Raw genomic sequence first — 20,572 nt, forward strand, 5'->3', positions numbered from 1 at the left:
CAGTGGAATCAAAAATTCACACTGCCGGCCGCGCTTCTAAATTGATGTCAAGTGTTTTTGTGTCTATCTTGAAAATAAACCATCTAACTGCACATTAAACTGCTAACTTGGGTGGATTGAGTCAAACCCGCCCGGCAATCATGATGACGCTTTCGGAAGAGATCTTGGCGGCCACGTCATTGAAGGAAGGCGAAGGCCTACTGCCCGACACTGCCTCTTGCTTTTGCGGTCGTCGTCGCCGACGATGGTCGAGCCGTTTTCATTGAGAGCCGCATACGAAAAACAGGTTATTCCAAGTGAGGCAAAATATTATTTATAGAATTCAAAAAATTACGCTTCGCGGCAAAGAAGATACAATTTCGACCTTAACTCGTCAAGCTCGTTATTCTCATTAATTAGCGGCTGACCGTTAATATATAGAATAATATCATTTAACGATCCAACGCCTCCAAATAAACTTATAATTTGGGACCGTGTTAATTGAGGATTTGTTTTCACTTCTTTTGCGAATTTTATAAAAACCTCATGCCAATTGTTAAGTTGGGCAGTTCGAAATAACTCGGAAATACGCAAAATTACGGTTTGCATTTCTTCACAATGTGTCATGGCAGTTTACCTGAATTAATTACTTTAACCCCCGGAATGGTCCATGGTCTAAGTACCACGATTTGTTGAGCTCCTCCGACATAGAAGCCGCCTTGGGCACCTATTTCGCCCACGTAAACGTGCGTACCTGCGGGGATTGTAACAGCAAACCACGTGTCTAATGGGGATGTGCCTCCTCCAGGCCAAATAGGCAAAACCGCCTGATCTATTCGTGTCTGTAAAATACTAGTTGGTGCAGAGGTACTGAAAAACTGACCGAGCGGTTGGCCGACGGTACCAGCGCGGTACAACGTCGTATCTTGACTGAGCTGAATAATACCGTATCGCCCACCGGCAAAAGTTCCTGCAATGTTATCAGGTAACGGACCGGGATCAACAGCGGTATGTTGACCTAACTGCTTTCCCAAGCTCGCACTGTACGATGCACCTGTACTTTTAACGATGGACTCTTCTGACCGTGTAGCAACATTTGTTGCATTAAGTAAAGATTTTGCTTTAATTTCAATTTTAGCAATAATTTCAGCTGCTGATTTAAGAGTTGTTCCAGCAGAGGAACCAATCAATAGACATTCAGGGCATATGGTTTCCGCTGAACCGTTAACTACTTGCAGCATTGTGAGTCGCTCTTGCTCACGTGCGGTGCGTGCGATTATCTCTTGTCTAGGAACGATTACGTTTGCACTCGAGTTCTCACTTACACGTCGGTCGTAACTACCGGGATTCACAGCATACAGAGCATGGTCTAAACGTTGTGCAAGTGAACCGCTGAAATAGGTCAATTCTTCTCCGTCGGCAATAATGGGTTTGCCATCGGTACCCACGATCTCCGCGCCGCGCAACTCTTCGAGGGTAGAACGAGCAATTTGTGTATTTCGCAAATATTCAGCTGCTTGCCCACTGATTTGGCCTTGCAGTCCATCGACGAGCCCCGTCGCTGCGATTTGTTTGAGGTAAGCCTGCCTTTGTGCAGCAAGCTTGGTATCGACAGTTGCTTCTGCCTCAGCAGTTAGTAAATCTCCCCAGTACCGTTCCACTCGCATATTGCATTGTAGATCCGCCAACTTGCATGTTTGAGCTGTTAACTCCTTGGCTTTTTCATTTATAAATTTCAGTTCTTTTGGATGTAACAGCCTGTTGTTCGCATCCGTATTCAGCCCCGCCGCCGCCCCGGTACCACCTCCGGCGGCGCCACCAAGAACCATGGCCGTGCTTGCAGCAATCAGCTTCGCCGCAGCGCCGGCCGCACCATTGCCAAGACCGGCTTTTGTCAGCTCACCCTGCATGGCGTTTTGGATACTGTCCAGCGTCGGTGCCGCTAACGCCGCGGCAGTCGCACCCACCGCACCACCCACTCCGCCACCAAACGCGCCCAGCGCCGTGTGCGCCGCCACCCGATAAATCCCCCCTTCAGCCCACTTGGCTGCTTCTTCCGGCTTGCCCTGCAGCTTCAATTCCGCCTGCTTGATTTCCGCGTAATCACCGATTTCTTTGGCCAGGCGCGGCATGCCCGCACTGGTGATCTGCATCTGTGCGCCGACGTTGTCCAGCGCCTGCGCGCCCGTCCACGATTTATCCAGCGCAGCAGTCGTATTCTTGCCGGTGACAACGTCCCGGTTAAGGCCTGCCAACGCCTGGGCAGCGTCCGGCTTTTCTACAGTTACGCTGCCGCCGCTCACGGCGCTCACGGTCATACTGCCAGCGCTTTCGCGCACCTGACCCATGCCTGGCGCCAAACTCGGAGAGAAGGTGTCGCCGCTCTGGTTCTTGCCCACGTTGGCGCCAAGACTGATACCGCTGGCCTGACTGGCATCGCGATTCTGCACATCGGCGAACGACAACGTGGCCGTCGTCAAACTGTTGCGGCCAGCATCGATCGCCGCCTGCGTGCTGCTGATGACACCGCCTTTCAGATCCGTATTGCTGCCAACCTTGAGCTGAAAGCCGCCGTCGCCGGCACGGATACCACTTTGCTCCCGCACGCTGGCGTAATCGTTGTGGACCGTGCTGTTACTGGCGTTGGCGCTGATGCCGGCACCCGCGCCCAGCGTGCCAGAGGCACTCGCACTCTGGCGTTTGCCGTCGAGCGTCGCGCTGTCCTGCAGGCTCTCGATGTTCAGGTTGCCGCCAATGTCGGCCAGCACCTCGCGGCCACTGGCCACCGCCCCCTTGATGTTGGTGTCGCCGCCACTGACGATGGTCAAGCCGTCGCCGGCGATGACGTGGCTGTTGACTTGGGTGACGCCGCTACCGTCGACCTTGCCCCGGCTGGCACTGGCGCTGGCGGTCACGCCAAACTGTGCACCTTTTTTGCTCAGTTCAATACCGACGCCAAAGGCCGTACTCGAACTGCTGCTCTTGCTGTGCTGGCTTTCGGTGTCCTGCGCGGCCAGCAGGTTGACCTCGTTGTCGGCCACCAGCTTGATCTTGCCGGCGGCGCGCACGTCGCTGCCGAGGATGTCGATATTGCTGGCCCGGCCGCCACCGGTCGCGCTGATGATGAGGTCTTTGCCGACGGTGATCAAACTGCCGCCATGGGTACTGCTGGCATTGACTTCCTCACTGGCGCTTTCCGAGTGGCCCATTGTCAGGCTCACCTTCGCACTCGGGCCATTGGCCGCGATGTCCTTGACGGTGTCCTTGGCCGTCATCGCTGCTGCCGCCGCTGCCAGGGCGGTCAGTCGGCCACTCGACGCCTGCGCCGCCGCCGCTGCCATGCCCTGTCCTGTTTGAATGGCGTTGACGACGCTGCCGCCCAGTGAGAGTGTCAAGCCGTCCTGCATCGTGCGGGTGGCAAAGCGGGTGTTGAGATCGTCCTGGCCAGGTTCCACAGTTACACTCTTGCCGTGTAGGACCATGTTCTCGCCGGCAGTCAAGTCGCTGCCGCGCACATTGACTGCTTCGCCCGCGTTGATGACGAGCGTGCCGCCGATCGAACCGACCAGGCTGCGCGACTGCCCACTTTGCGTTGTTGCGTCGCGACTCTGGTCGGTCGTCGTGGTGCGCGTGCCGTAACTGATGCCAAAGCCGCCGCCGCTCAGGAATCCACTCTCCTTGACCTCGGTATGATGCTGCTCTGTCAGCGTGCTGGTGGAAGCACCGATCGAAATATTGCCGGCGGCGACCAGGTTGACGTCACCCTCTCCCGCGATGGCGCTGCCCAGCACCGTGATGTCCTTGCCAGCATTCAGATTGACTGTCTTGCCCGACAGCGCACTGCCAATGGCGTCGCTGCGCGCGATGTAATCGGTCTGCGCCTTCGTCTCGCTGTGCAACAGTCCGCCGGAACTGTGGGTCGAGGCGGTATCCGCCAGATGCTGTTCCTGCGCCGAGACGATGTTGATGCTGTCGCTGGCAGTGAGCTTGAGCGCTTCGCCTGCAGCGACCGAACTGGCGTTGACGTTGATGGCGCCGCTCTCCAGTATGCCGGCGCTGACCGTCAGGTTACCGGTAGCAACCACACCCGCCCCTGCCACGCTGGCATTGGCGTGCACCTGCTTGTCGTACTGCTTGTTGGCCGGGCTATTTTGTACCGAAGTATTGATCTCATTGGTGACCGCAGCGACCTGAATATTTCGGCCAGCGAGTAACTGGCCATTGCCGCTGCCACCGGAACCCACCGACACTTGCGTGCCGATCAGATTCAGGTCGCGCGTGGCAGCAATCTTCAGGTCGCCGACAGTACTCACCTGGCCCACCTGGTGCTTGACGGTGCTATCGTTCTCCTGGTAGCCGCTGATCTGCGACTGGTAGGCGCTGCCGGTGCTCAAGGTGGTCGAGTTGACGTCCCGCCCGGCAGTGATGATGGCGCTGTCGGCGGAGATCTTGCCTGCTACGTCGTTCAGGTCGCGTCCCGCCCGGATATCGAGCGCGCCGCTGGTGGCGATGACGCCCTGGTTCGACAGCGTCGTGTAACTGCCGCCGTTCTGCCCGAAATCATACTTCTGCGTCACTGCAAGCGTTTCGTTTCGAATGTCCCGGTCCGCCTGCAGCGCCATCGAGGCGCCCTTGATGGTGCCGCCCTGGTTGACAATGTCGAGGCCTGCCAACAGCACCGTGCGACCGGCGCCGCCATCAATCACGCCACCCCGGTTGACGATGGTGTCCAGCGTGGCGATCGTCACCTCCTTGCCCGTCACCAGCGCGCCGCCCGCCTTCAAAGAGTGCTCGCCAACGTGGGCCAGGTAGACCTTGGGCACCAGCACGATCTCGACGCTGCCGTCGGCCAGCATGACAGGCTCACTTTCCAGCCAGGCGACGTCGCTGGTCAAGCGTGCAACCTGTTCGCTACTCAAGGCGATCCCGGGACGCAGTCCGAATTGCTTGGCGGCGCTGACTGCATTCGTCAGCAGTTCGCTATAGATGCTGTCGTCGCTGGCGCCGCTGTAGGACTGGTGACCGGTCAGCTCGGCCAGCTGTTCACGTACCAGCCGTTGCTCATAAAAACCATCGCCCAGGCGTTTTTGCGTGGTGGCCGGGTCATATTCGAGCTGCTTGAGCAGGAAGTCGCTGCTCGCCCAAAGCTGCTGATTGGCAAACTGCGGCCGGGTTTCGAAAAGATAACGACCGCTGGAATCGGGATTACGAATAAACAAGCCGCTGGGTGTTACTTTCATCATGCCGGCCATTGCTGTTTGCTGCGGGCCGCCCGACTCGCGGACCACAAGCGCGCCGCCCCTGACGTCCATGTCGCCCCGGCCAGTGACGTTCCGGTCCACCTTGAGCGCACTGGCCAGGCGTTCGCTGCTGGCGGCGCTGCCTTGTCGTACGGTGCCGTCTGCGACCAAATCGTTGCCAACGCCGCTACCGCCGAAAGCGACGCCGCCGGCAATGACATCGGCAAAACCAGTACCGACAACGTGGCTGGCGGCCCGGGCGTGATTGGCCAGACCACTTGCGACGGCTGCTTGAGCGCCGATCCCGCTGCCATTGCCGGTGGTCGCTATTGCCCCTGCCGAACCAGCTTGCGCGCCGATGTGGCTACTAGACAGCTGACCGCCGTCGGTCGCCGCAATGCCCGCGCCCACTACAACGGGCGTGTTCGTCATGTCGCCCGCGCCGGGACCGGCGACGACGGGCCCTGCCACTGCACCGCCGGCGTTGCCCGCTACCCCGACATGCGCGCCTGCACCGCCTGCGCCGCCAACGCCGCTGCCGATGACATTGACTGCATCGCGAATATTTCCTACCGTACCAGCCGTGACGTCAACATTGTTGAAGCCGCGTGCGGTGATGCTCACACCCTGGGCGCCATCGATCACCCCGGTGACGTATCCCGCCACCACCGATTGCGAGGGCTCCTGGTACGCCACGGTCTGCCCCCCGTACGTTTGCCAAGTGCCATCGAAGCTGTGCGTGCGGTACAAGGTCGCACCGACGTTGGTTGCAGTAACGCCGTCGACCGTCAGAAAACCCCTGGCTTTGATGTCACTGAAGCGGTTTTCGAATGTATCGGATACCGTCAGGTGCATGTTGCCACCGGAGAGAATCTGGGCGACAGCACCCGCACCGGGCGCCAGTTGATCTTCCATCGCGACGTGATGGGCCTCGCGCGAGACCTCAAGTTGCGCCTTCACGGGCGCCAGCGCGCGCTGGGTATCGCGTAGTATCGTCGTGCGAGGATCGTTGTAGTCGGGCTGGGTCACCAGCCGCACGCAAGCGCTACTGCAGCTGCCGTAGTCGCTGGAGAAGTCGACGGTGGAGCTCCAGTCGGTGACGGTGTCCGCACCAACGATGATATTGCTGGCAGGTGCGCCCTGGTCCGGATTGGCCACCGTCGCGCTTTCCGTGTAATAAATGACCCGGGTGCCGTCCGACAGCATCAAGCGCGACTGCGCCCCGTAAGCAGTCGATAAACCGGAGGCGGCGACCGCGAACGCTGAATCGTTGGCGTGTGTGCGAATCAGCGCGCGGTGGATGGTATTGCCGTCAGGCGTTACATAGGCCTGGTCTTCGAGGATATCCGCGGGATCGACGAAATACACCTCGTGAGGCCGGTAGTTGGCGGCGCCTGTCTCGAAGGCATGATGGTTTTCGCCGAACTGGTACCAGCTGGGCAGCTCCATATGGACCGTCTCGTCAACCGTTTTTACCTGCACAATTTGCACGTTCTCGCGCACGTTGCTCAAGGTCGCCGCTTCAATGAAAAGGTTGCCACCTGCTTCGATGGTTGAAGAACGATTGTTGACGACGGTGGTACCGCCGCCGCCCGGTCTGCCAATGGCCAGGTCGCCACTGCTGTAGAGCGTGGCCCCACCTGTGTTGTTCAGAGAAGCGCTGATTCCCAGACCGAGCGCGCCGCTGGCACCGATCAAGGCGGAGGCGCCCGTGTTGCTCACCTGATCAGCAAGTACGGCGACATCGCCGCCCACAATGGCGCCGCTGTTGCCAATGCTGGTCGCGATCAGCTGCAGCGTATTGACGCCGTTGATTTCGCCCGCATTGTCGAGGTTGCCGTTCGCCGCCATGATCACGTTGGCGCCCCCTATCGTCGCGGACGCGGTGTTGACGATCTGCTGGCCGGACAAAATCAATCTTCCGGCGGTGGCGATGCTGGACGTATTGGTAAGCGTGCCGCCGATAGCCAGCGTCAGATCCCGATTCGCGCGCAGTTGCTGCGCGCCGCTTTGGGTAAAATCGCCATCCATCGCCACAGCCAGGTCGCGCCCGCCGAACAGCTCGCCGGTCGAGCTGAATTCGTGGCTATTGATCAGCAGATCCCTATCGGTCGCGATGCGCCCACCCTGGTTGCTCACTTGTTGGGCGGTCACTGCCAAATCGGCACCGGAACCGCTCGCGGTACCCAGGCGCCCGCCGCTGTTATCGACCACCCTGGCGTTGAGGATGGCGTTGGCGCCGGACAGCACTTCGCCGCTGTTGAAGAAATCGGCACCACGTTGATCGAAGGTCAAGGTGCCGTTGCTATTGATCTTGCCGTGATTTTCCAGCCGGTCTGTTGCGGCCAGCGTCAGGTTGCCACCCGAGGCAATCATGGCACCGGCCTGATTGAGCAAAGTGGTAGCCGACAGCAGTACCCTGCCCATCCCCGCGATGGCGCCACTGTTGACGATCCCCGCGTGGCTTGACAGGCGGGTGTCGCCGCCGCCGGCGTTGCTCACTGTGCCGTTGCCGTTATCAATACTGGCCGCGTCGACGGTCAAACTGCTGCCGGCACCGGACGACTCGATGAAACCGGCGCCATTGCGAAGCGCGCCTGCGGCGCTGAGCACCAGGTCGCCGCCCGAATGCAATACGCCCTGCGCATTGTCGACCATGCCGCCAATGCCCAGCGCGAGGTTGTGTTCGGCCACGATCGCGCCACCCTGGTTATCCAGAGAGGCGGCGGTTATGGCGATGTCCTTGCCGGACGCGACGACCGTCGACATGCGCCCACCCCTGTTGTCGAACGACGCCGCCCTCACGCGCAGGTCGCCAGCGGCGCTAATCAGACCACTGTTGGAAAACGCGGCGCCGGCCTGATCGAAAGCGAGCGCTGCGCCGCTGCTGATGGTACCGGCATTGTTGAGCTGCTGGTGAACGTCAAGCTGCAGTTCACCGGCAGCAGTGAGTTGTCCGCTGGCGCTGTTCTGCAATGATGCCGCGTGCACATCAAGCGCACCGTTGCCCGCAAGCGTGCCGCTGTTGACGATGCTGTTAATGGAGGCAATCGAAGTCTTCTGCGCCCCGGCGTTGCCAATGCGCCCCCCATTTTCAATCGAAGCCGCAGCGAGGTTCATGGCGCCGCCGGATAATTCGATCGCGCCGCGGCTATTGTCCAGCGCGCCGCCAGCCGTGATGGCCATCGCCGTTCCAGCATGCAGCAACCCGGCATCATTGGCGATGCCGTCGTCCGTCTGCACGTTCAGGCTGCCGTCAGCGTAGAGGACGCCATTCGTATTGTCGAAGCGGCCCGTTTGCAGATGGATCGCGGCGCCCGAGTTGTTCACCGTGTAGATCTGGCCGTGGTTGCTGATTCGGGCATTGCCAATGTCGATTTCCGCTCCTGCACCCAGGCGGCCGGTATTGAGCAGGCTGGCGCCCGCCTGTTCAAAACGCAAGGTCCCCTGGCTGGTCAGGACGCCCGCGTTGGACACCTGATCGCGCACGGCAAGGTCGAGCGTGGCACCGGCACCGATCGTGCCACCGCCGGTGTTGTCCAGTGTTTCCGCAGAGAGCGTCAACACACCGTTGGCGACGATGGTACCAGCGTTGGCGATGCCCGTCGTGCTAGTGATCACCATTGGGCCGGCACCCGCGCTGACGAGACGACCGCTGCTGTCGATCTGCATCGCGCGCACTACCATCTGCCCTGCGGCCGACTCGATCGTGCCGCTGCCATTCGCCAGCACTGCGCCCACGTCAAGCGCTGTGCCGGCGCCGCCGTGCAAGGAACCGGCGCCGTTGGCTAGCCTTCCTTCCACAGTGATCTGCAACGCTCCGGCAGCGGCTACCTGGCCACCACTGTTGTCCAGGGAACGCGCGTGCAGTTCGATTGCGGCGGCGGAATCGGCCACCGTCACCAACTGGCCGCCAGCATTGTCGATTGCCGCAGCTTCGATATCAATCGGTCCGCCAGCGCCGATACGTCCGCTGTTGGTCAACAGTGCACCCGTATTCTGGAAATGCAGAGATTGCGCACTGGTGATGTCGCCAGCATTGACCAGGCTGTTGGCTACCTGCAGATCAAGCTCACCTGCGGCCGAAATGGTGGCGCCGCGCGCATTGTTCACACTTAGCGACGAGAGCGTCAGCGCGCCATTGCCGGCGTTGACGATGCTGCCACTGCTATCGAGCGACGCCGCCTTCAGTGCCAGAGTACCGGCCGCCGCTTCAATGGTGCCGCTGCCATTATTAAACGCCGTGCCCGACTCCAGCATGACACCCGTCCCGCCATGCAAGACGCCACCGCTGTTTTGCACGCCACCTTCGATGTACGCCTACAACAGCGCATCGGCGGCGACAATTCCGCCCGCGTTGTCGAGGCGATTGGCGCGGATGGTGATGGCAGCGCCCGAACCGCTTGCCGTGTACAGGCGACCTGCCAGGTTGTCCAACCGGTCGACGTTGATGTCGATGGCGCCACCGGCGCCGATGGTGCCCGTATTGCTCAAGCTTGCGGTGGCATGGTCGAAGTGCACACCACCATGGCTGTTGATGGTGCCGGCGTTGATGAGTTCATGAGCGACTGCGAGCTCGAGTCCACTGCCGGCCTCAATGACACCTGAGCTGGCGTTGCTTAACGTTGCTGCGGAAACCGTCAAGGCGCCGTTGACAGCGATCGTGCCACCATTGAGAAGATCGGCCGAACTGGCAACCGTGGTGTCACCGAGGCCGACATTGACGATCCTGCCTGCCGTGTTATCGACTGTTGCCCCCTGCAGTGCGAGAACGCTGGCGCTGCCCACCGCTTCCATTACGCCACCGGCGTTGTTGAGGTCACCACCAGAGGTCACCTGCAGCCGTCCCGGCGTCTGCACCTGCCCGTGATTGTTGTCGTAATCGCCCCGCGTGCTGACCGTCAGATTACCGGCAGAAACGATCACGCCGCCCCGATTGCTCAGCGATGATTCGCTGCTTAATACGACCGCATTGTCGGCGCCGCCGCTGCTGCCGATATGGCCGCCGTCATTGCTGATAGAGGCCCCATGCAAAGTGATGCCGTCGGAAGCAACCATCTTGCCGCTATTGGCGATGTGCGCCGTGGCCTCATCCATGGTGAGCGCGCCAGCGGCACTGATGATGCCCTTGTTGTTCAGTGCCTGACCGACATGCAGGTCCAGCGCACGAGCACTGGAGATCGAGCCGGATTCTCCATTGTCGATGGTGGCAGCGTGCAGCGCTACACTCCCATTGCCGGCCAAGGTACCGTCATTGACAATGCCCTCAACCGCGCTGATCCTGGTGGTGCCAGTACCGACATTGACCAGGCGTCCCGCAGTATTGTCGATGGCGGCGGCGTTCAAGCGCAGGCCGGCGTCGGCGCCGGTCACCTCGATCACGCCATCACGGTTGAGCACGTCACCCGCAGCATCGACCGACATCGCCGTGTTGGCCCGCAACTGGCCATGCCGGTTATCGAGCATGGCCGCCGAGACAATCTGCAGGGCGCCATCAGCGGACAGGCTTCCATCGCCGTTGACGATCTGCCCGGCGTGCAGCACGACGTCGCCGTGCCCGCCTGCCGCGCTGCCCAACTGGCCGCCACTGTTATCAATCAATGCCGCATCGACCAAGGCGCTGGCACCGCTGATGATATGCCCGCTGTTACGCAGCGCCCCGCCTCTGACATTGACATTGACCAGCATTCCATCACCGCTGCTGATCTCTCCCGCATTGGCAATCGTGCCGCTCGCGAAAAGGCCGAGCGTCGTGCCGGCCGCAAGGCTTGCCCCAGCCTGGTTGTCCAGCTCAGCTGCCGTCAAGCTAACGCCGCCATTTCCAGCAATTACACCACTGCTGCTGGCCTTTTCGGCGACCACTATTGTCGTGTTACCAGCACCGACATTCACGATACGACCATTGCCATTGTCGAGCGCGGATGCGCGCAGCGCCAATGCGGCATTGGGAGCGAGCGTTTCGACCACGCCGCCGCCATTGCTGACGACGCCGGCAACTGCAAGGTCCATCGATGCCGCCGACTGTAAAGTGCCGTGCGTGTTATCGAAGCGACCCGAGCTTCGCACCTGCGCGAGAGCATCGGAGACGATGACGCCAGCGCGATTGCTGATCGCCGCCGCATCGAGCACAAGATTGGCATGCGAGCCTTCGGCCGTCGCCAGTTGGCCATGGTCGTTGTTCAACAGGGCGCTGGTGAGAGTCATCAATCCACCTGATGCAATCAGCCCGGCATTGCGTACATCGGCAGCCTGTGCAGCAATGTCCAGCGCAGCGCCGCTCTGGATCGTGCCCCCATTGTCGAGCCCCTTGAAGACATCCACCGTCATGGCACCAAGCGAGGCCAACGTTCCTCCCGCTTGGTTGTCCAGCTGCGCCGCGTGAAGCGCCAGCGCACCATTTCCCGCGATGATTCCACTACTTTCTATCGTTGTGGCTGCCTGCAAGCGCGTTACGCCGTCGCCGACGTTGACAATCCTGCCCTCGCGACTGCGTATCGCGCCTGCTTGCAGAACCAGGTTGGCGCCCGCGCCGCTTGCCTCGATCGAGCCACCGTCATTGATAACGTCCCCGCCAGAGCGTACCTGCAAGCTGCCCCCCGCCCGCAGTTTCCCGGCGGTGTTGTCCAGCGATTCGAGCACATCCACCGTCAGCGCGCCTTCTGCTGCGATGGCGCCGCTGCGGTTCGACAAGCTCTCGCCCTTCAGATCAACGCCGGCGCCAGATCCGGATGTGGTCGCCAGCGTGCCATTGGCGTTGTCGATGGACACAACACGAACGCTGATGTCGCCGGTAGCAACCATGGTGCCGTGGTTGCTCAGCGTCGCCGCCGCTTCGTCGAACGTCAGCGCCGCGCCGCTGCTAATTGCACCCGCATTGACCATCGCTGCGTGCACACGCAATGCCAGCGCGTCGCCTGCGGCAATCACGCCTGTTGAATCATTCGCCATCGACTGCGCGGCCAACTCCACGGCGCCGTGGCCGGCGATCTGGCCACTGTTCGTCAACCTGGTGGCAGCTTGTACGACGGTGTCGCCACGCCCCGCATTGACAATGCGCCCGCCATCATTGAGAACTGCGCTGGCGTCCAGTCGCAGCGTGCTGCCATCAGACATGGTCTCGATGCTACCCGCACCAGTGTCAACCGATCCTGCCGCAACAATCGCCAAGCCTTGCTTCGCCTGCACCACACCGGCCCGGTTATCGATGTTGTTGCTGATACTGATGCGTGCATCGCGGTCGCTGACGACGGTACCGCCGACGTTGGCAAGGTCCTGTGCGTAAAGGCGCACGTCGGCATTCGAATCATGCCCAGTAGCGATCCGTCCGCCAGCGTTGTCGATCGACTTCACCGTCAGATCCATACCACTGCCGGCGACCATGGTACCGCTGTTGCGCAAGCTTGCGCCGGCCTGATCCATGTGCATGCCTTTGACCGCGCTGATGATGCCGCCGTTTGTCAGAAATTGGCTAACCGCCAGCTCGAGGTCACTGCCAGAGCTGAAGGTTCCTGCATTGCTCAACGTTGCCGCAGCCAGGTTCAGCGCCCCATTGCCGGCAATTAAACCTGTGCTTTCAACATGATCGACTGCCGTCACGCTGGTTACACCATCACCGGCATTGACGACGCGTCCAGCCGTGTTGTCGATTGTGCTCGCGCTGACGGCCAGCCTGCCGTGCGCTGCCGCCGCTTCAATCACGCCTGCCTGGTTGTGCAAGATGCCACCCGCGCTGATATCGAGCGAGCCGGCGGCCTGCGCGCGGCCGCCAGTATTGTCGATGGTTCCTTGCGCACGCACGGCGATATCCGCACCAGCGATCAGCTTGCCGCCGCGATTGCTCAGGGAATTGACGTCCATGACAACCGAGCCATCTTGCAGGGTGCTGACGACGCCGCCGTCGTTGTTGATGTCGTCAACGGACAGGCGCACTCCCGCGCCAGAAATCAGGGTGCCACTATTGACAATCTGCGCCGTCGCGCGGTCAACCGTAATAATGCCTGCCGCGCTGATGGTACCGCCGCCGTTTATCAATTTATTGCTGACATCGAAGCTGAGATCAGCGCCAACGCTGACCGTACCGGCGCCGTTGTCGAACTGGTCGGCCCTCACTGCCAACGCACCGTTGCTACTGACGACGCCACCGTTGTCGATCGCGCGATCGGCGTCGATCAACATCGGCTGCGCACTCGCGCTGACGATTTTTCCGCCGTGATTGGCAATATCGCCGGAATGCAGGCGCAGCTGGCCCGACGTATCGATGGCACCACTGTCATTGCCGATGGTAGTGCCGGCACTGAGAGCAAGATCACGACCAGCGCGAATGTGCCCGCCCTGGTTGTCAACCTGTTCTGCGGACGTGATGCTTGCCCGCCCATCGACATCGATCAGGCCACCCTGGTTGCGCAAGCTGGCAGCCTGCAAATGCAAGTCGGCGCCAAGGCCGGCTGCGGTGGCAATGGTACCGGCGCGGTTGTCGACGGCGTCGACTGCGATGTTGATGTCGCCCGCCGCCACCAGCGTGCCACTGTTTTGCAGAAGCGCCCCAGCTTGCCGCATTTGGATCAGGCCACCGGCGTCGATACGGCCGGCGTTCTCCAGCGCAGTATCTACCGCCAATTCAATACTCTGCTGCGATCGAATGGTCGCATTGGCGCCGTTGGTGAGGGCGTGGGCCGCAATCTCGATCCCACCATTGCCACCAATGAGGCCGTCATTGCGAACCGTGACAGACTCGACTAACAACTTGCCAGCACCGGCGTTGATAATCTGCCCATTACCATTGTCGATGGCTGCCGCGCTCAAGCGCAGCGTGCTGTCATCGGCCAAGGCCTCGATGCGGCCGCCCTGGTTGACGATCTTGCCGCTGGTGTCCAGGGTGAGTTTGCGACTGGCTTGAAGCAGGCCTGCACTGTTGTCGACGACGCCTCCAGCAACAACGTTGATATCTCTTGCCGCAATGGTGCCAGCGCTGTTGTCGAGCGCCGTGGCGCGCACATTGGCATCGCCACCGACGATCCATCGGCCGTGGGCACTGCTGGTGATTCCACTGACGAGGTCAAGGTCGCCAGTCACGTCAAGAGTGCTACCGCTGCCGCTGATTGCCCCTGCACGCAGGCGCATGCTGCCCGCGGCCTCCAGTGCGCCACCTTCCAGCGACAGTTCGCCACCCACGCCTATATCGGCAATCGCGCCGCCAAGCTGACGCAGAATGCCGCCGCTGTTATCCAGCGTGCCGGTGACATCAATTGACATCTGACCTGCCTGCAGCAAGCCCTGGCGATTGCTGAAAGCGCCGGCGGCACCATTGAAGGCAGCGCCTACCAGCAGCTTGCCCTGATCATTGATGAATGTGCCAGCGCGGGCATCGAATCCATGCAGTACTGTCAGCAGTCCCCCCGTGTTGTCCACCTGCGGGCCGTCCACGGACAAATTACTCACGTAAGTGTTGCCGCCACGATTATTCAAGGTCACTGTCTTGAGTGTTACTTCGCCGTTTGATGCAATCACGCCAGCGCTGTTATCGAACAACTTGCTGCTGATTCGACCCGCTTCTGGCACCGGCGGCTGCGCCGTGGCACCTGCGGGAGTTTGCCCCGTGGTTGGTGATGGGGTCCCGGCTTGCGATGGTGTCCCAGACTGAGCTGTTTCAGCGGGCTTGGCGCCGCCAGCATCAGCGCTTGCCGACGCGCTTGAATGGCCCAGGGTGCCTGCCTCGTTGATGGTTTTTTCAGCGCTGATTGCCAGCGGGGCGGGTCCGCTCTGGACTATACTGCCCTGCAAGTTGAGCAACGCGGCACTCTGCAGATCAACACGTGCCGCCTCGATCTGGCCATGAGAGTTATCGATGGTTCCCTGGATATTGAGCAAGGCTTCGACAGATTTCAACTTGCCTGCATTGGCGAGCTTGTCGGCCACAATATCGAGCGCGCCGCGCGCTTGCATGTCGCCACGGTTGTCGACACTGGCCGCGCGCACCTGCACGCGCTCGTTCGCCGTCATCGAGCCACTGTTCTCGAGCCGCCCATCGGCGGTCACAACCAGGCTGCCAACGGCCGCGCCGATGTCGCCGGCGTTGCGCACACCCACACCCGCTTCGGTGCCGACGAGATAAATATGGTTGGCATACATGCCTCCCAATTGCGCGACGTCCACTGCAAACAGCGGCTTGCCGTCGGTGCTCTGGCCGCCCGCGGTCACTTTGGCCTCGGTCGCCGCCTCGATCTCATTGATCCCGGTAATGACATGCAGTTTTTGCGCCCATAAACCAGCGTTGACTTGCACCGAACGGGCAATGACGGCCGTGTAGTCGGTCTTGCTGGCGTCGAACCCTGCCCCACCGAACACAATCTGACCCCGCTGCACCGAATAGCCGCGCAGACCGCCGTCCTCGACGATGGGTGTGCCAGTGGTCAGCGTGGCGCGGCTGACATTAATGAAGCCACCACCTTCGACCACGATACCGGCAGGGTTCGCAATGATGGCCTCGGCGCGGTCGCCCGCCACTTCAATCATGCCTTGCAGGCGGCTTGGACTGCTTGAATTGACTTCATTTAAGATGACCCTGGCCGTTCCCTTTGCCAGCCATGGGTTGCCCTGCACCCAGCCGCCGATTTGCGTCTGCACATTGGTGCGTGAATTGTTTAATACGATGCCGTTCTTCGCCACGTCGAACTGCGAATAGACGTTGCGCGAGACGCCGGCAGCGCTAGCGGTCTGAATGTTGACTTGAGTAACGCCATTTGCCGTCTCCACCACCGTTGCCCGCTGCTGTCCAGGGACCCTGACGTCTGCGATGATTTGCGCCGCTACATTGCAAGCGAACAGCATTCCACCCAAAACGCCAGCCAGCAACACCGCAACGCGATGCAACGCCGGCAAGTGCGACAACGGTTGCCTGCGGCCCGTAGACCTGGTGTGGCCAGGCGCCTTGGCACGGGCGCGCGCAGTTTCCGCCACGGCCATCCACAGGCCGCGGGTCTGATTGAATACGATGCGATAGCAAAGCTTGTTCATGGCGTCTTAGAATTCCAGGTTGAGGTTGAAGCCCGTGGTAACGGACGCGGTGCGAAAGCCTGTCGGCTTGCGTAAAGGCTTGCCGGCGAACAGTTCTCCCTGCAGATGGCCCCACTGCCCGCGCCAACCGAGCGCGATTCCCGTCAGGCGTGTGCCGATCAAGCGCTGCGCACCAGGCCCGGATACCACGCCGTGATCGAGCGCCACGTACAGTTGTTGCGTCGTTGCAGGCACCGTCCAAACGAGGTCGTTGCGCAGCAGCCAGCCACGCTCCGACGACAGGCTCGATTCCCCATCAAATCCGCGCACCGTGTAGCGGCCACCGATGGCAAAGCGGTCTTGGGGAACCAGCGCGGTGCGGTTCCACTGCGCGCGCCAGCCCCCCTGATAGACGATCGAACGTCCAAGCGGGACATTCAGATTGATATCGGCGTTGAACAGCCGCGGGCGCGCCGTGCCCTCGCCGTATTGCTCTTCCGGTGCCGGCATGGTGCCAAAAGCGGCGGTGCCTACTTTCCAGGTGACGCCGGCCTCGACGGTGCTGTTACCAATGAATTCCTTGTGTTGAAAGCCGCCCGCAAAGCCCCCCATCCGGCGACGCTGCACCTCGACCTCGGTGTCATCGATATAGTTGCGGCTGCTGCGCTGATACGCACGCAGCGACACCGTCGTCTTGCGCGCGGCATCCCGATACAGCAGGCGTGCCAGTTTCACTTCAGCTGTCGTGCTCGTGCCACGATAGATGTAATCCTGGTTGGCACCGGCCACCGTCTGGTAGTAGCGGTAGTCGTTGATTTGAATGCTGGCCAGCCAAAACCCATAGGGAATCGAATAATGCAGGGCCGCGTTGTTGGTGCCGTGCGCGCCTCGGGGACTGTCGCCAGGCAGATTGCGGTTCAAGGTGACGTAAGCCAGATCATGCAAGCCAAACAGATTGTCGGCAGAGAGCGTGAGGCCGCCTTGATAGGTACCGGTAGCCCGGCTGCCGCTGTCGTCGGCGGAGAGGTTGATACGAAAGCGACGGCCGGCGGTCCACTGGATCAGCAGGTCGCTCTCGCCGGGCTGTTCGCCGGGGTTGATTTGTATATCGGCCTGCGTGCCGGGCACACGTTTGAAGTTTTCCAGTCCCTGTTCGATCGTGCGCAGGTTGAGAACTTCGCCGGGACGCGCTGGCAGCGCAGTGAGGTAACCGCCGCGCGGCGCTGCATCGACAAATCGAATGGCACGAATGCGGCCAGGAACAAGCAACAGGTGCAGTTCTCCAGAGAGCAGGTCTTGTGGCGCCGCCAGAACCCGCGTGGTCACGAAGCCGCCCTCGATTAGCGCGTTCTGGATATTGGACACGACGGCGTTCAAGCCCTTGCTGCCAAGGCACTGTCCCAGCGCAGAGGAGGCCGCGCCGAGGGCCCACTCAAAGCGCCTCGCCTGCTCACCTTCGAGCTTGACCTGGCGAATGACGAAACACGGCTTCTCGCCGGAGGGATACCCAGTTGAGCCAGGCACGGTCGGCGACGGCAGTCGAACATCCGGCGTCGCCTCGTCCTGGCGCCGTCGGGCCTCGTCCCGTTGTTGCTGGCGCTGCAATTCGACGTCAGCGAGCTCGCCGCTCACTTGGGCTATCGCGGGAAGGAAAAGGATGCTGCCTAAAAATCCGATGCATTGATTTCGAACAAGCGGAAGGCGGGGCAATATGCGCATGGGATGACGCTCCTGATTGTTGTCGCTGGCAACAGATCAGATTATTTGCCCAATTTCTGCGTGGAAATATATTCCAGATCAAGCTTTTACTGAAAGTCTAAAAACTGCCGAATCGATGTGGCAGTCCCCCATCTTGACGGACACTTTCGACAGGTATGAGGTCCTTATCTGCGCTAGCACATGGCACGTGAAGCCGTTGTTTGCTGAAGAATTTAAACGCGAGGCGGTCAAGCTGGTTTTCCAGCCTGGCGCCAGCAAAGCTGGAATTTCCCGTGACCTCGGCGTCGGCATCCGCGTCGGCGCTAGTTTGCTGGGACGATGGTGCCGCGAAGCGAGCGGTGAGAGCCACGTAGGCGGCGCAATCGACAAGGTTTCGAGCCAAGAGTACGAGCGTACGCGGCAAGAGCTGGCGAAGGTCAAGACGCAGCGCGACATATTTAAAAAGGCGCTCGGTTCGCGGCCGACCTCAAGTGAAGTATGGCTTCATCGCCAAATAGTAAAATATCTGGGCTACCCGAACGATGTGTCGGGTAATGGGTGTGTCGCCCAGCGGCTTCTACGATTGGATTGAGGGACCGGTAAGCCCGCTAGAACTTGCAACTTCTGCTGGCCATCAAGCTCAGCCATGTGGCAAGCGATGGGACGTACGGTTTACTACGCGTCTTCCGCGGACTTGCCGATGCCGGTTTGGCGTCCGGTGAGAACCGGAATCGCCACGACTTTTATCGACACGCTTCAGTATCAATCTTTGACGTTCTTTTGCCGTTATCAAGCTAACGGAATAACTCGACAATCCGAACAGCCCGTCCCTATCTCAGCGCGCGCGGGGCCTAACGTCGAGCCCATGCATCGAAACCTCGCGCGGCTTCAATAATTCAACAATGAGTATGCTGCAATCTGCAAGTTTGAGAGACCGCAGTGACTGAGGTGGCGCAAACGGTATGGTCACCTAGGCGATTGTTAAAAGCTGCGTAAAACACAGCTGTTGCCGCTTGGCAAATCTACTCCCACTCAATCGTCGCCGGTGGTTTCCCCGAAATATCATAAACCACCCGGTTGATCCCACGCACCTCATTGATAATGCGGTTCGACACTTTACCAAGCAACTCATGCGGCAAGTGCGCCCACTGTGCCGTCATGAAGTCCAGCGTCTGCACCGCGCGCAGCGCCACCACCCATTCATAGGTGCGGCCATCGCCCATCACGCCCACCGATTTAACGGGCAGGAAGACGGCAAAAGCCTGGCTGGTTGCTTCATACCAGTTGGTCGGCGTTTCGCCAGCGTCGATGGCGGCCAGAGGCGGCAAGTGGCACGGCGTAGCGCGCAATTCTTCAATAAAAATGGCGTCGGCGCGGCGCAGCAACTCGGCATACTCTTGCTTGACTTCACCGAGGATGCGCACCCCCAGGCCCGGGCCCGGGAAAGGATGACGGTACACCATGTCGTGCGGCAGGCCAAGGGCCACGCCCAGTTTGCGCACTTCATCCTTGAACAGTTCGCGCAAGGGTTCGAGCAGCTTCAGATTCAGGGTTTCCGGCAAGCCGCCGACGTTGTGGTGGCTCTTGATGGTCTGGCCTTTTTTGCCTTTACCAGCGCTTTCAATGACGTCCGGATAAATCGTGCCCTGCGCCAGCCACTTCGCTGCTGGCAGCCTGGCCGCTTCCGCCTGGAACACCTCGACGAACTCGCGGCCAATGATCTTGCGCTTGGCTTCCGGATCGGTAACGCCAGCGAGGTGGCCGAGAAACTGCGCTTCGGCATCGACCCTGATGACTTTGACGCCCAAGTTGTTGGCAAACATCGCCATCACCATCTTGCCCTCGTCCAGCCGCAGCAAGCCGTGGTCGACGAACACGCAGGTGAGCTGGTCGCCAATGGCGCGATGGATCAGCGCTGCCGCGACGCTCGAATCGACGCCGCCCGACAGGCCGAGGATAACTTCATCGGTACCCACCTGCTGGCGGATTTTTTCAACCGCTTCCGCAATGTAGTCGGGCATATTCCAGTCCGACTTGCAGCCGCAAATGTCGTGGACGAAGCGGCCCAGCATGGCCTTGCCCTGGACCGTGTGGGTCACTTCAGGGTGGAATTGCAGGCCATAAAAACGACGCTCTTCATCGGCCATGGCGGCTATCGGGCAGCTTGGGGTGTTGCCCATCAGTTTGAAGCCGGGCGGCATGGCGAGCACCTTGTCGCCATGGCTCATCCAGACTTTCAGCATGCCGTGGCCTTCGTCGGTGACAAAATCATTGATGCCATCGAGCAGCGCGGTATGGCCACGCGCGCGCACTTCGGCGTAACCGAATTCGCGCACGCTGCCGTTTTCGACCTTGCCACCGAGTTGTTGCGCCATGGTTTGCATGCCGTAGCAAATGCCCAGCACCGGCACCCCGAGCTCAAACACCGCTTGCGGCGCGCGCGGCGACTCGCCTTCGAGCGTCGAGCTGTGGCTGCCCGACAAAATCACGCCGGCAGCGCCATAGTTGCGAACGAATTCGTCGCTGACGTCGCACGGGAACACTTCGGAGAAAACGCCGGCATCGCGCACACGGCGGGCGATCAGCTGGGTTACTTGCGAACCGAAATCGAGGATGAGGATCTTTGCATGCATGGGGCGGTGTCTCTAAAATAAAACAACAAA

General features: G+C 60.5%; 6 protein-coding genes. 1 reads left to right on the forward strand and 5 read right to left on the reverse strand.

The window, feature by feature from the left end; all coding sequences use genetic code 11:
* Nucleotides 1–330 precede the first annotated feature (330 nt).
* Genes ACP7BZ_RS14425 through ACP7BZ_RS14440 form a run of 4 tightly spaced genes read right to left on the reverse strand, consistent with a single transcriptional unit; the run spans nucleotide 331 to nucleotide 17,930 of the window.
* A complete protein-coding gene (locus tag ACP7BZ_RS14425) occupies nucleotides 331–606 on the reverse strand; it encodes a DUF6966 domain-containing protein (RefSeq protein ID WP_426114287.1) in 276 nt (91 codons plus the stop codon).
* A complete protein-coding gene (locus ACP7BZ_RS14430) occupies nucleotides 603–9,479 on the reverse strand; it encodes a hemagglutinin repeat-containing protein (protein ID WP_426114289.1) in 8,877 nt (2,958 codons plus the stop codon). Before ACP7BZ_RS14430 ends, ACP7BZ_RS14425 begins: the two co-directional genes overlap by 4 nt.
* A 60-nt stretch (nucleotides 9,480–9,539) precedes the next feature.
* Nucleotides 9,540–16,232, reverse strand: a complete 6,693-nt coding sequence (locus ACP7BZ_RS14435) for a filamentous hemagglutinin N-terminal domain-containing protein (protein ID WP_426114291.1) — start codon at nucleotides 16,230–16,232, stop codon at nucleotides 9,540–9,542.
* Nucleotides 16,233–16,238: 6 nt separating this feature from the next.
* The gene (locus ACP7BZ_RS14440; protein WP_426114292.1) at nucleotides 16,239–17,930 is read right to left on the reverse strand and encodes a ShlB/FhaC/HecB family hemolysin secretion/activation protein; all 1,692 of its coding nucleotides are present in this window, start codon (nucleotides 17,928–17,930) and stop codon (nucleotides 16,239–16,241) included.
* Nucleotides 17,931–18,117: 187 nt separating this feature from the next.
* On the opposite strand from ACP7BZ_RS14440, the gene ACP7BZ_RS14445 reads away from it, so the two are divergent.
* Nucleotides 18,118–18,501, forward strand: coding sequence for a transposase (locus ACP7BZ_RS14445; protein ID WP_426114293.1), 384 nt, complete (start codon nucleotides 18,118–18,120; stop codon nucleotides 18,499–18,501).
* Nucleotides 18,502–18,931: 430 nt separating this feature from the next.
* Here ACP7BZ_RS14445 and guaA read toward each other — a convergent pair whose 3' ends face one another.
* Nucleotides 18,932–20,542: a glutamine-hydrolyzing GMP synthase gene (gene guaA / locus ACP7BZ_RS14450; protein WP_426114294.1), complete on the reverse strand. Its 1,611-nt coding sequence runs from the start codon at nucleotides 20,540–20,542 to the stop codon at nucleotides 18,932–18,934.
* Nucleotides 20,543–20,572 lie beyond the last annotated feature (30 nt).

It is taken from the genome of Massilia sp. PWRC2, assembly GCF_049896725.1.
Taxonomy (GTDB): domain Bacteria; phylum Pseudomonadota; class Gammaproteobacteria; order Burkholderiales; family Burkholderiaceae_D; genus JAFCUW01.